At 38.2% G+C, this 14136-nt stretch carries 12 protein-coding genes; 2 read left to right on the top strand and 10 right to left on the bottom strand.

Annotated features, from left to right (window positions below):
* Positions 1-383: 383 nt before the first annotated feature.
* The 5 genes from galU to ACNSTQ_RS01115 all read right to left on the bottom strand — a co-directional run bounded on the left by galU (position 384) and on the right by ACNSTQ_RS01115 (position 3975).
* The gene (galU, locus tag ACNSTQ_RS01135) at positions 384-1268 is read right to left on the bottom strand and encodes a UTP--glucose-1-phosphate uridylyltransferase GalU (protein WP_418198013.1); all 885 of its coding nucleotides are present in this window, start codon (positions 1266-1268) and stop codon (positions 384-386) included.
* 265 nt (positions 1269-1533) lie between these two features.
* Positions 1534-1695: a hypothetical protein gene (locus ACNSTQ_RS01130; protein WP_275120430.1), complete on the bottom strand. Its 162-nt coding sequence runs from the start codon at positions 1693-1695 to the stop codon at positions 1534-1536.
* A gap of 14 nt (positions 1696-1709) precedes the next feature.
* A complete protein-coding gene (locus ACNSTQ_RS01125; RefSeq protein WP_418198236.1) occupies positions 1710-2477 on the bottom strand; it encodes a tyrosine-protein phosphatase in 768 nt (255 codons plus the stop codon).
* Positions 2478-2557: 80 nt separating this feature from the next.
* Positions 2558-3247 carry a CpsD/CapB family tyrosine-protein kinase gene (locus ACNSTQ_RS01120; RefSeq protein ID WP_418198012.1) on the bottom strand — a complete coding sequence of 230 codons (690 nt, stop codon included), beginning with the start codon at positions 3245-3247 and terminating at the stop codon, positions 2558-2560.
* Between the two features lie 14 nt (positions 3248-3261).
* Entirely contained in the window at positions 3262-3975 is a 714-nt protein-coding gene (locus tag ACNSTQ_RS01115; protein WP_418198011.1) for a YveK family protein, read from the bottom strand.
* A gap of 247 nt (positions 3976-4222) precedes the next feature.
* Here ACNSTQ_RS01115 and ACNSTQ_RS01110 point away from each other — a divergent pair, with 247 nt between their 5' ends.
* Positions 4223-5119: an LCP family protein gene (locus tag ACNSTQ_RS01110; RefSeq protein WP_418198010.1), complete on the top strand. Its 897-nt coding sequence runs from the start codon at positions 4223-4225 to the stop codon at positions 5117-5119.
* Positions 5120-5171: 52 nt separating this feature from the next.
* Here the strand turns inward: ACNSTQ_RS01110 and ACNSTQ_RS01105 are convergent, their stop codons facing one another.
* Positions 5172-6455 carry a nucleotide sugar dehydrogenase gene (locus ACNSTQ_RS01105; RefSeq protein ID WP_418198009.1) on the bottom strand — a complete coding sequence of 428 codons (1284 nt, stop codon included), beginning with the start codon at positions 6453-6455 and terminating at the stop codon, positions 5172-5174.
* Positions 6456-6719: 264 nt separating this feature from the next.
* Between ACNSTQ_RS01105 and ACNSTQ_RS01100 the strand changes: the two genes are divergently transcribed.
* The gene (locus ACNSTQ_RS01100; protein ID WP_418198008.1) at positions 6720-7742 is read left to right on the top strand and encodes an LCP family protein; all 1023 of its coding nucleotides are present in this window, start codon (positions 6720-6722) and stop codon (positions 7740-7742) included.
* Between the two features lie 166 nt (positions 7743-7908).
* On the opposite strand, the gene ACNSTQ_RS01095 is transcribed toward ACNSTQ_RS01100, so the two are convergent.
* From ACNSTQ_RS01095 to ACNSTQ_RS01080, 4 genes are all read right to left on the bottom strand, one after another.
* On the bottom strand, positions 7909-9003 hold the full coding sequence (locus tag ACNSTQ_RS01095; protein WP_418198007.1) for a glycosyltransferase family 4 protein: 1095 nt from the start codon (positions 9001-9003) through the stop codon (positions 7909-7911).
* Between the two features lie 101 nt (positions 9004-9104).
* The gene (locus tag ACNSTQ_RS01090; RefSeq protein ID WP_418198006.1) at positions 9105-10226 is read right to left on the bottom strand and encodes a glycosyltransferase family 4 protein; all 1122 of its coding nucleotides are present in this window, start codon (positions 10224-10226) and stop codon (positions 9105-9107) included.
* 1 nt (position 10227) lies between these two features.
* Positions 10228-11445, bottom strand: coding sequence for a glycosyltransferase family 4 protein (locus ACNSTQ_RS01085; RefSeq protein WP_418198005.1), 1218 nt, complete (start codon positions 11443-11445; stop codon positions 10228-10230).
* 267 nt (positions 11446-11712) lie between these two features.
* Entirely contained in the window at positions 11713-14124 is a 2412-nt protein-coding gene (locus ACNSTQ_RS01080) for a S8 family serine peptidase (protein ID WP_418198004.1), read from the bottom strand.
* Positions 14125-14136 lie beyond the last annotated feature (12 nt).

Here is a 14136-nt window from a genome sequence, read left to right as displayed (position 1 = left end):
TTGATCACAAAAAAGAATTTTCGTCGCCATCATTACCACTACCTACCATCGATACAAACAACCTTCCCACCAATTTGAGCTAAATCACATCCTGCTCACAAACAGTACTGTCAAAATTATCTTAAATGTTCTAATTACCTTTTCAAATAAATAACATTTTGTGATCAACAAATGTTATATACACACTTTTTCATGGTTAATCTATAAATCTAAATATGTTTTTATTAAAATAATATTAGCAAAAAACATCTAACACTACCGAAAATCTAATTCAGCATTTCTATGGTGTCAAAGTGTATTAGAGGTAGAAGGGTGTATGGTTAAAAAAGATTGTACTACCTTTCCCTGCCAACCAACCACTAACCCTTCCGCACGTAAAAATTCTACTTCACTTTCTCCTTCTCTACAACATCCTCAAGAAACCTCAGCAACTCATGCTTTAACTCCCCATTCTGCATCGCAAACTCAATCGTTGTCTTCACAAATCCCATCTTCTCACCAACATCATAACGGTTACCTTCAAAGTTATATGCAAAAACTCGTTGAATTTCATTAAGCTTTTGGATGGCATCTGTTAACTGAATTTCTCCTCCAGCTCCTGCTTCCTGACGATCTAATAACATAAAGATCTCAGGAGTTAACACATAACGCCCCATGATAGCTAGATTAGAGGGGGCAGTTCCTTGTTTTGGTTTTTCGACAAATTGATTAACAGAATGTCTTCGCCCAACATTACCAAGCGGATCAACAATACCATAGCGATGAGTTTCTTCATCAGGAACAGATTGTACACCAATTACAGAGGAAAGGGTTTCTTCGTATTGATCAATCAATTGCTTTAAGCAAGGTGTTTCAGCTTGTACTATATCATCGCCTAATAAAACAGCAAACGGCTCATTCCCAATAAACTTACGAGCACACCAAACCGCATGACCTAACCCTTTAGGCTCTTTTTGTCGAATATAATGAATATCTACCATTTTAGAAGATTGTTGGACCTTTTCTAGTAGCTCAAACTTTTGTTTTTCTATTAAGTTTTGTTCCAACTCAAACGCATGGTCAAAGTGATCTTCAATGGCTCGTTTTCCTTTACCCGTTACAATAATGATATCTTCAATACCCGACTCAACCGCCTCTTCAATTATGTACTGAATAGTTGGCTTATCAACTATCGGTAACATTTCTTTCGGCATCGCTTTTGTAGCAGGCAAAAACCTTGTTCCTAAGCCAGCTGCAGGAATAATTGCCTTTCTTACTTTTTTATACATTTGGATACCTCCAATATTTTTATTAATAAAGCCTTAAGCTATATTCCTTTTGATGAAAAGATGCATAGCTTAAGGCTTGATTGAGTTTTTATGAAAGCGTTTCAATTTTACTTGTTTTACAATAAAAATATTATAGAGGCATTTAACCTCTCCTCACACCATACCCTTGGTGACAATGCACCTAAGGGTTCAGTTTATTGAACCCCACAGCATGATCGAGTGCCTCCATCGATAACGGCAAGGAGACATTGCCCAATAGATATGATCAACAGGTCGCCTTGCTCGACCTATTTTCTAGTTGTTTTCTTCTATCTATGGCTGTTTTAATGAGTTGGTGGATCGCCTCCAGATCTTCAAGAGGCGCATCCTGTTTGATATAGCGAACAGTTTTATTAATGGTCTTTGGAAAATCGGATACTTTCTTCAACACAATCACCTAATTTAAAAGATCCCTAGGAACTTCTTCTTTTTAATTCGTTCCGGTGGTTCCACTGCTACGTGAAGTCCATTCACAACGAGATCGGCACTTTCTTGAAACTTATAAACCATATCCGTTCCAAAGTTTTTTTCTAATTCGGCAAATGCCTCGCGCATCCGAAACGGCCGTTTACTAAGACCATGTGCATCCGACGCAAGGAAGTGTGTTAAATTAAAATCAATAAGGTCTTCTGTAAATCGTTTAATCTTTTTTCCAAAATGTCCTGTTAAACTCGAGGCGGTGATCTGTGTTAACACACCACTGTTGACAAAATCATATAAAATATCCGGTGACTCTATGATTTTACTATTTCTTTCCGGATGGACAATAATCGGGATTAACCCTGCCATTTGAATATCATAGAATAATTGCTTCGCATACCGCGGAACACTATTGGACGAAAATTCGACAAATACATATTTATCGGTTCCTGCTAAAGGAAGAATGTCGCCTTTATGATAATCTTCTACAAGTTCCCCATAAATACGACATTCTTGTCCTGGTAGTATAGTTATATCAAGTCCTAACGAACGAACTTCTTCATTCAATTGATTTACGGCTTCTAGTATCAAATCTTTTTTGTTTATATAAGAGCTGTTCATATGATGGGGAGTCGCAATGATCGTTGATATTCCTTCTTGAATCGCTTGTTCAACCATTTTTATACTCTCGGTCATATGACTTGGCCCATCATCTACATTCGGTAAGATATGACAATGGATATCAATCACTTTACTCACCTCTTCTGTAAATCCTTTACCATATTATCATAGATTTGGACAATTAGGTATAAGTTTTTATCAAAGTTACATTAACTACCATAATAATAGTAATTTTGCCCCTCTTTTTGTTCTTTCCCGTTTAGGACCACACCTAGAATTTTCGCTTTTGCTGCAACTAACATGTCTTTTGCCTTAACCGCTTGCTCGCGGTCAGCTTTTCCACTACCTACCACTAAAATTGTTCCATCGGTATAATTAGACAGAATTTGTGCATCCGTTACAGCCATAAGCGGCGGTGAATCGATAATGACAATATCAAACTTCTTTGCTACTGCTTCTAAGAATAACGTCATCCCACGTGAACTCAGCAACTCTGCCGGATTTGGCGGGATCGGTCCACTTGGCAACAAGAACAGGTTTTCTACTTTTGTCACTTGTAACGCTTCTTCTGCTGTGTGCTGTTTTGTGAGCAGGCTTGTTAATCCGGCAATATTCGGTACGCCAAATGTATAGTGGGCCGTTGGTTTTCTTAAGTCCGAATCCATCAATAACACTTTATTTCCTTGCTGTGCCATCACTACGGCTAGGTTGGCCGCCGTAGTTGACTTTCCTTCTCCTGGCCCCGTAGACGTTACGAGAATCGTTTTGACTTTCTCATCTACCGAAGCAAATTCAATATTCGTCCGTATCGTACGGTATTGTTCCGCAATGGGCGATTTCGGATCATCTTGTGTAATTAGTTTTCGCTTATGATCTTTCACTTGTTTATTACGTGCCATATTGTCCTCCTACTTTAAGAAGCTTTCCGTCTGTTTTTCTTCACTGTTCCTGTCGACTCCATTCTTGCAACCACACCGATTACAGGCAGTCCAAGTAAACTCTCAATATCTTGTTCTGTTTTCACTGTCGTGTCTAAGTATTCTAATAAGAACGCAAGTCCAACAGCAGCCATTAGGCCTACAACAAAAGCTATAGCCATATTCAATGTTGGGTTCGGCTTCACAGGACTCGGATTGTCTGAAATTTGTGCGACTGATAGTATACTTACGTTATCGACATTCATAATATCCACGATTTCACGTTGGAACACCGTTGCAACCGAATTAGCAATTTGCGCTGCCATTGCTGGATCTTCATGTTGAACAGTAATCGCTACAACTTGGGAATTTTGCGCACTACCAACAGTAACACGACTATTTAAAGCATCAACTGATGTATTCAAGTTAAGTTCGTCAATCACCTTTTCAAGGATGACCGGACTTTTCATGATGACATTGTACGTATTAATTAACTCTATATTCGTTCTTAGATCGGCTTGACTTAAGTTTTGCATATCTGATTTTGACTGGTTTACTAGAATTTGTGTTGATGATTGATAGATTGGAGTTAAAAATAAATAACTGACTAATCCACTGACTACTACAGCGATTAGCGGTAGTATCATAAGTAATTTGATTCTTTTTCTTATGGTCGTAAATAGTTCTTTTAAGCTAATTGTCTCTTCCATCTTTTCCTCCTAAATAGTAAGAACCTTATAAAATTGTTAAATTCAACAAATTAATCACAAAGTGAATTATAGCACAAAAGGTCGATATATGAAGATGAAAATCGAGATTAGTAAATTTTTATACATGTTTCTAATTTTTGTGAGAAAGAGATGTGGAAATTCAGATTGCGAAAATAAGAATTTCCTACTATAATAAATCTGCTAGTCTATCAAAAAATGTCAAAAAAATAGAAAGAGGCACAAACGAATGAAGAAAATAATTATCATTGCTTCTGTAATTATAAGTGTCGTTATTCTTTCCGTTGTCGGTTACGGGTTTTACTTATATAAGTCCGTTAAAGATACTGCTACTGAAATGCATGAACCGATCGAACGCGAAAAAACACGTATCGTCGATGTTGAACAAAAAGAACCCCTTTCTTTCTTAATTACTGGAGTTGACTCTAGAGGGGATGAAATAAAAGGCCGTTCTGATACGATTATTGTTATGACCGTAAATCCAAATGAAAAATCAGTGAAAATGGTAAGTATTCCGAGGGATACGCGAACGGAAATTATCGGCCGTGGTACACAAGATAAAATTAATCACGCGTATGCTTTTGGTGGCGTTGGTATGACAATGGATACAGTTGAGAACTTACTAGGCATTCCAATTGATCACTATATTAGTGTGAATATGGCTGGGTTCAAAGAAATTGTGGATGCGGTCGGTGGAGTTAACGTCGAAAATACCTTTTCCTTTAATTATGAAGGCTTTAACTTTCCAGAGGGTGAACTATTCTTAGACGGTGAAAAAGCCCTTGCTTATTCACGAATGCGCTTTGATGATCCACGTGGGGATTTTGGTCGAAATGATCGTCAGCGTCAAGTCATTAACGGTATTATTCAAGAAGGGGCACAAATTAGCTCGATTACCAGACTAGATGATATGCTTAGAGTAATTGGAACAAATGTAAAGACCGATTTAGATTTTGACGCTATGAATAAAATTCAATCGAAATACCGCGAAGCGCGCCATAGCGTTCAGGAAATCCAGATTTCTGGTTCAGGTACTAGAATAAACGGTATTTATTATTTAATAGTTCCGGATGAAGAAATTGCGCGAGTTAGCAACGAATTAAAAGAACATTTAGAAATTAAATAAAGGTATGGAAAAAGCCGTTCCACTTTGAGGTGGAACGGCTTTTTCTTACCTATTACGCTTCTTGAAGTGTTTTGTTCATTTCAAATAAGTTGCTGTAATTGAAGTATTTAATGGCATTGTTTTCAATCGATGTGCAATTACGCGTGTCAAATACAATTGGGTTAACCATTGTATTCACAATTGCTTCTTCATTTAATGATTTAAACTCATTATGATCCGTTAAGATTAACACACATTCTGCACCTTCGACTGCTTCTTCAAAGGAAGAAAGCGTGAATGGAACTTGTTCTTGACGTACATGCGGATCATGGAATGATAAGTTATAAGACTTCTGTTGAAGCAGCTGTACGATATCCATTGCCGGACTTTCACGAACGTCATCAATGTTTCCTTTATACGTTAAGCCTAATACCGCTACTTTTGAAGTTTCACTTGAAAGCACTTTTTCTAATTGATTAACAACAAATTCTGGCATCGAATTATTAATTCTTCGTGCATCCGAAATAAGAACCGCTTGTTCTGGTGCTTTTTCAATAATAAAGTACGGATCAACCGCTAAACAGTGTCCGCCCACCCCTGGTCCTGGTAAGTGTAGATTTACACGAGGATGATGGTTGGCTAATTGAATCACTTCAAGTGCATTGACACCTAAACGCTCTGAAATCTTTGCTAACTCGTTCGCTAACGCAATGTTCACATCACGGTACGTGTTTTCCATTAACTTCGACATTTCTGCACTCACTGCAGTTGTTTCTAAGATTTCTCCCGTTACAAATGTACGGTAAACTTCAGCTGCTTTTTGTGCTGAAAGTGGATTAATTCCTCCGACAATACGTGTGTTTTCTACTAGTTCAATTAGAATTCTTCCAGGAAGTACACGCTCCGGACAATGCGCTAAAAACACATTCTCTCCAACATTCCAGCCTGCTTCTGCAAGAATAGGAGCAACAACATCATCAATTGTACGTGGCGGGATCGTTGACTCGATAATTACTAGGTTGTCTTCTTTTAAGAATGGTAAGATTGATCTCGTAGCTGAAACGACATAATCTAAGTTCGCTGAACCGTCAGCATGATGCGGTGTTGGAACTGCAATGATAAATGTATCCGCGAACGAAGGTGCTGTAGCGGCACGTAAATTGCCTGCTTCTACAACTTTCTTCGTTAATTCCCCAAGACCTACTTCTTCAATATGAATTTCACCTTTATTTAAAAGGTTCACTGCATTTTCGTTAATATCTACTCCAAGTACATTAAAACCGTGCTTAGCAAACATCGTTGCTGTCGGTAAACCGATATATCCTAATCCAACTACACATAAGCTGTTATTTGACAAGAATATCACTCCATCTTCATTTATATATATTTTTCATTCTACTTAATTCAGTCATTCAATTTCAACATGGTGTATTATATCATAAACTGTCAAACTATGTACTAGAAGAATTTAGAAAGTCAAATTATTTAAAGTATAATAGATCCTTACGTCAATCTTTAGTATTTGTCCAAATACTGCAATATTTACGGAATAATTTACGTATTGCGTCTCTAATTGTATTCGACTAAAATAGATAAAGAGACTTAAAGAAGGAGTCGAATTATGCTAAAACGAACCGAAAAAAGAAAGAAAAGAAACAAACGCCGATGGATCTGGGTCATTATTCCCTTTTTACTCATTGTAATGCCAATCGTTGGCTATGGATCTTATCTCACATATAAACTGGCTAGTGCCGCTTCAGAAGTAAATCAAGAATTAGCACGTGGCGATAAGTCTGAAAAACGAGTAGAGGCCATCAATCCTAAGAGTGATAACTTTTCTGTTTTGTTTTTAGGTATTGATACATTAGAACCTAACAGTAGAGGAGCACGAACCGACTCTATCCTGTTAGTAACATTTAATAAAGATGAGAAAACGATTAAAATGTTAAGCATCCCTCGTGATTCACGAGTCGATATTGTCGGAAGAGACCGTCAAGATAAAATCAACCATGCCCATGCTTTTGGTGGTGTTGATATGACGATTGATACAGTTGAAGAACTGTTAGAAGTTCCCGTTGATTATTTTGTTCGCCTAAACTTCACGGCCTTTATCGAAGTGATTGATGCGCTAGGTGGAGTAGAAGTTGAAGTTCCATTTACGTTCAATGCTCACGGAAGTCAAGGTAGCCGTAATGCTGTAACAATCTATGAAGGAACACAACGTTTAAATGGAGAAGAAGCATTAGCTTATGCTCGAATGAGAAAGGATGATCCGCGGGGGGATATTGGTCGCGGTGAGCGTCAACAAGAAGTAGTTAAAGGCGTGATTAAAGAAGCAGCATCCTTATCTTCTATCTTACGCTTTGATACGATTATTCAAGAAGTGAGTGAACATATGGCGACGAACTTCTTGTTTGAAAATATGTTAGCTTTACACCCGTATGCAAGTTCGATTAATAATATTGAGCAACTTTCATTACGTGGTGACAACTTACGTCTCGATGGGATTTATTATTATCAGTTAGATACTGAATCGGTTGAAGAAGTATCACACGAACTAAGAGTTCACCTAGGTTTAGAAGAAGGCACTGTTAATAGTTATGGTTTAGCCGAGGATGAAGAAGAAGATTTAACTTTAAATTAATATTGTAGTTTTGAGGGTGATTGCTCAGGCAGTCTCCCTTTTTGCTGGTAAAGGAGAACATTTTCATTCTATCCTCTTTCCATTCTGTCGCACAATTAAAGGACAGACCCCCTAGGTCTGTCCTTTACGTTTATTTCTATTTCACTCCCAACCACCGGAGAGCTTGTTATCGTTTATATTTAGGTTCACCGCGAACCGTGTTCAATTTTTTTACTTTACTAATGAAATTGATGAGCGGTTTTTTCTTGTTGTCCATAATCCCAACAAATTCGGCGCTAATTTGGATGACAAATAATAAGAACAGAATGATAAAAACAGATAGCCATTGGGCTGTTGTTGAAAAGATAATGGCTGAAATACCGAAAAATGCACTTACTGCATAAATAACGAGCACGGTTTTCCGATGGCTAAACCCCATCTCTAACAAACAGTAATGCAAATGCTTTTTATCGGGCGCTGAAATTTTTTGTCGATTAATAATTCGACGAATAATTGCAAATAACGTATCAAAAATCGGAATAGCTAAAATAATTACCGGGATAACTAAACTAATAAAAGTTAAGTTTTTAAACAGTCCTGTTATCGAAATGACTGAAATTAAATACCCTAAAAATAACGAGCCTGTATCTCCCATAAAGATCTTTGCCGGATAAAAGTTATGAACGAGAAACCCCAATGTACTTCCAATCAGTACCACGGATAGAGCAATCGCTAGTAGTTGTCCATCAAGCACAGCCATTATAAGAATGGAGGTCAATGCAATCGATGACACACCAGCAGCCAAGCCGTCTAAACCGTCAATTAAGTTTATTGCGTTTGTAATCCCAACAATCCATAATATAGTAAACGGATAACTCCAAATTCCAAAGTAGATTTCTCCTGTAAACGGAAGATTAATCATCTCAATTTTCAAACCTGAAAAAACGACAACACTTGCAGCAAGAATTTGTCCAAATAACTTCGCATTGGCCCTTAAAGTATATTTATCATCTAAAATTCCCAAAATAACAATAATTAATGCACCGAGCATAATAGGTAGTAAAAATTGCGATTGCGGACGAATGATTAAAATACCTGCGATAAACCCGAATACAATCGCTAACCCACCAAGCCTGGGCATGATTTTTTCATGGACTTTTCGCTTTTCTGGAGAGTCAATTGCTCCTATTTGGATCGCTAATTTCTTGACAAGCGGTGTTGAAACCACTGCTACAATAAATGCGACTAAACATGCAATGATGTATATATATAAAGGTAACATGTACAATTTCACCTTCTTTTCGTTCAATTTCCCCAAAAAAATTATAGCACTATCATACGAATAAGCAATCTTTTTATTTAGAATTCCAAACTAATACATAATTATGAGGAAAGAATGTCTTTATAAAATGTTAATAGTTTCTTTTCCTCTGCTTCCCAATTAAAAGAGTTACGAAACGCCTCATTGGCTTGCTTTTGTCTTTCCTTAAGTTCATTTTGATCTTGTAGAAGTTCTAAAATTCCTTTTGCTATGGATTGAGGTTGTGTAGGATCTACGACGACCCCACCGTTACTTCCCTCAATCACTTCCCTATAATTAGGGAAATCAGATGCCACCACAGCTATTTCTGACGCCATGTATTCAAACATTTTATTTGGTAAACATACTAAATGATTCGGTACGGGCAAGTATGGAATGACGCCGATAGACGCTTGCGCTAGAAAAGATTCTATGTCTGTGTAAGGCACTCTTCCTTTGAACTCTACTGCATCTTGTAAGTTTAAGCTTTGAATATCATCCATGACTTCTTTTTCAAAAGTAGCTGACTCAAAAAATCCGACAAAGATTAACTTTGCCTTAGGGTTTTCTTTAACCACAAGTGCAAAAGCTTGAACGAGTTCCTTGACCCCTCTAATGAGCGTCATTCCGCCTAAATAAATGATTTGGTTAGGGTCTTTTTGATTATCTCGTTCTGGAAACATTTCTTTTAATGGGTAGTTTTCAATCTTACAACTTTTATATTTTCCATAACGTTTCCCAATCTCACTCGTTGTATAAATTACACCACTTAATAGAGGTAAGGCGATTTTTTCCACGATGTCATAACATCCGCGAATGATCGGTTTGAGTTTACTGGATAGGTACGGCTTACTCATGATCGCATTTGGATAATGTTCATGTACATCGAAAATTACTGATTTTCTTGTCAATAGACGCAAGGTAACACCAACAAATAAGAGCTCTGGATCATGAAAATGGTAGATATCTGCTTTTGTCTTTTTCGCTAACCCGATCACTTTGAACGTCTGCAGCATCCTTTTTATTTTTCCGCTTGGTTTATCGATTGGAAGCAAATCGACCGAGTCATCTTCAATCCTCTTCTCAGGCTTTGGAGCGATCAGTTTCACCTCGTAGCCCCCTTTGACGAAGCTTTTACACTGCTTATGGTAAATCCTGCCGTCATAGGCGTTGTGCACGGTAGTAATCACACATACTTTTTTCATATTACCCATTCCCTTTAGTACCAGTAGTTTGTTCGAGTAGGCTAGATAACTTTTCAGCCAACCTCTGTCGGTTATACTTCGTTAATACAGCTTGTCTAATATGCTTTCTCATCTCCATTAATACCTCTTGCTGATCAATGATTGTATTTACTTTGTGAACTAAGTCATCCGAGTTTTCGGGTTCAAAGTATACACCTGCATGGTTCGTTTCTACAATTCTACGGGCTTCCCCGTCCACCCCAAGTAACAGGGGTACGTTCATGCCCATACAATCGAATACTTTCGATGGAATGGTAATCTCAAATAATGGATGTTTTTTCAAGGAGACTAAACAAACATCTGCGGCCTGGTAATATTGTATAAGCTCACTTCGTTTCATCCCATCTACAAAAATGACATTTTCTAATTGGAGCTCTGTTGCTTTTTCTTGTAGGTGTTTTTTCTCTACACCGTTTCCGATTAACATAAAAACGACGGGCTTGTTTGTATTCTTCAGCTCAGCAGCAGCCTCTATTACGACTTCTAGTCCTTGTGCCGCACCGATATTTCCTGCAAATAAAATCAGAAATTGATCTTGAATGTTGTACTTTTCTTTAATGTTTGACGCTTCCTTGTTGTCGGGCAACGTATCTGGATCGACTCCATTTGTGATGACTTCTATTTTATCGGCTGGAATGCCCTTTTCTATCAACTTTTCTTTATAGCCTTCCGTTACTGTTATAATGATATCCGCTTTTTTATAAAGAAACATCTCTAGTTTTCGAGCGAGATTTAGTAGTTTTTTATTATTGAATTGGCTCAGCACCTCAGCAAAATCTACCCACAAGTCACGAACTTCAAAAGCGAATTTCGCTCGGTGGAACCGGCTTAGCACATATCCAGCTACACCGACAAATAGTTGTGGTGATGTTGCGTAAACAACATCTGGTTTTTTCGTAAACATCCCGGATAGGATGCTCGACAGCATAAAAGAGAAGTAATTCGCCAATCTATTCTTCGCACTTGATTTCTTATCTTTAATCCTAAATGAACGTTTCACATGAATGCCGTCTACGTTCTCAGTTTGATAGACTTTCCTACACGTACGATCATTAGGGAACGTCGTTAATACCGTTACTTCATTTCCTTGTTTGACAAGGTTTTTCGACATGTCATAGGCACGGCCCTGCGCAGCACCGATTTCTGGTGGGAAGTGCTGGGATATATAAATCATTTTCATTGTTTATCACCATTTTAAATACCTTCTTTAGTCATTGCCCTATTATAGCATCATTCGACACTTTATTCTATTTTATCAGGAACCGTCTTCTAGCTTGCCTTGTTCACGATTTTATTTTTTAGTATCAAGTTCGGCACCTTTTTTGTCGTTCACACAAAAAAGCCGGCATCGAATGCGGTATTCCTCGTATCGTTACGGTCATCAGTCGTTTTCATACCAAAACTAATGAGCGTACGAGGCTGCACTCTTCTAGCCAGCTTTCTTATATCAATTTAATCTTGTTTCACTTTTCCGAACAAAGCCTATACGGCCTGAGACATCTATTCTCCACCAATTGCCAAAATCACTGACAATCGGATATTGTCTTCCTTCTACTAGAGTGGCAAAAGGGACCAGACTCCCTGAAGTATTATCAAAGACCACGACACCTTGTAACGTTGTTAGTGTGCGTCTGCTGTTTGTAAATGAGCCCTTATTTTCATTCCTTAAACCAGCACCATTTGCCACTTTCGTGGAACTTTTGCGAACATAACCTTTTCCATTTCCAAAAGAAATTTCATGCCAGTTCCCAAAGTCTCTCACTCGCGGATAGACTTGTCCTTGTTGTAATCTAGCTACTTCAATTAATCTTCCTGTACTATTGTCATAAACCGGAGTATTTTCTTCAACTACTTGAAAATATTGCGTTGCTTGCGTAAAAGAAAGGGCAACTTCACTCTTTCGTACAAATCCAATTCGACCTGAGACATCTATTCTCCACCAATTACCAAAGTCACTCACAATCGGATATCTTTGACCCGATAAGATGGTAGCAAACGGAACCAAACTGCCGGATGAATTATCGAAAACCGTCACATTTTGCGTCGTCCGGAACGTTTGTTGGCTGTTGGTAAATCGTCCGTTGTTTAGATTCCTTGGTGGGCTATTCACCGCGCTTGTGGAACTTTTACGAACGTACCCTTTTTTACTGCCGAATGATATTTCGTGCCAATTCCCGAAATCTCGTACTCTTGGGTACACTTGTCCTCTTTCTAGTTTCCCTACTTCAACGAGTCGTCCCGTACTATTGTCATAAACAATCGCCTGATCATCAATGACTCTAAAGTACTCCGTACTACTCGTAAAGGTAACACGAACTTCACTTTTCCGCACAAAGCCAATTCGACCTGAAAGCTCAACTCTCCACCAATTTCCGAAGTCACTGACAATCGGATATCTTTGGCTTTGTTTGATCACACCGAACGGGACGAGTCGTCCGCTCGTATTATCATAAACCGTGACATCTTTTAATGCTTGAAAGGTTTGATTACCTTGCGTAAATTTTCCCTTGTTTTCATTTTGGATAGCTGAACCTCTTGCCATTCGCGTTGCTGACTTTCGAATATATCCTTTACTATTTCCAAATTGGATTTCATGCCAGTTACCAAAATCTCTTATTCGTGGGTATACTTCACCTGGAAGCAGATGGCCAACCTCTAGTAAACGGCCTGTACTGTTATCATAAACAGGTGTTTTGGTAACCACTTCAAAGTAGCCTGTATCCCCTAAGAACGAAGGCGCTTGGACAAGACCGTACCCAAAATGAGGATCTTTTCCATTCGGTCCTAAATCTATTGCTGCATCTCGCAACAAACTTCGAAGTTCATTTGCTGACATTTTAGGATTTGCCTCTTTAAATAGAGCTAATATCCCTGTAACGAATGGGGCAGCAATGGACGTACCACTACTAAAGCTATATTGGTTATTAAGCGTTGTACTATAAATCCCTTCTCCCGGTGCAACCATTTCAAGGGCAGGTCCAGTCGCCGAAAATGGTAATCTTCTATTCTGTGAGTCTACTGCTCCTACTGCAATTACCGAAGCATACCTCGCTGGAAAGCTCACGTTGTCTCCACTACCGTTGGGGATTCCGCTATTTCCTGCAGCAGCTACGACTAAGATCCCCTTTTCATATGCACGATTAATCGTGTTTTGAAGTGCAACAGAATGTTGATCTAAGCCTAGACTTAGGTTAATAATATCCATTCTGTTCGTAATCGACCACTCAATCCCAGCAATTATGTCAGATACATAACCAATTCCTTCTTGGTTCAATACCTTTAAGGCGTATAAATTAGCTTCTGGAGCGACTCCTGTCATCTGGTGAGAGGAATGCCTTGCAGCAATAACTCCAGCTACTTCGGTCCCGTGACCATTGTCATCATAATAGGAATTTGTATACGTTAAAAATGACTGCCCTCCAGCAATATTTAAGTGTTCATGTTGGGAAATCCCCGTATCTAATACAGCAATTCTCACTCCATTGCCAGAAAGACCTGATTGGTGTGAGGTATTGCCATTGATTTTTTGAAAACCCCATGAATAATCAATGTTCGACGTCTTTACTTGATGATCTTTTTCAACGATAATTCTTGGGTCTTGTACAAGTTCGTTAATGACTTCCTCGTCATCAATGACAGCAACGATGGTATTAATATCTTTATACTCTCGGACTATCTTTATATCATAGTCCTCTATCGATTGTTCATATTTCGCTTCTTCAAACGTAATAATAAGTTTCTCAGTTGATTCGTTACTAGTTTTTACATGATCTACATTAGCACTTGTCAAATTGTGATGTGGCAAAAGAAAAAATAATAAAAATAATATATAAAAGCAGAGAGTCGCTGTCTTTTTCATCTCATACACCAT

The sequence above is a fragment of the Alkalihalobacterium sp. APHAB7 genome, from assembly GCF_048323755.1.
In the GTDB taxonomy this organism is placed as follows: Bacteria; Bacillota; Bacilli; order Bacillales; family Bacillaceae_F; genus Alkalihalobacterium.
Note: the sequence above shows the minus strand (reverse complement) of the source record. Positions and strands in the feature narration are given on the sequence as shown.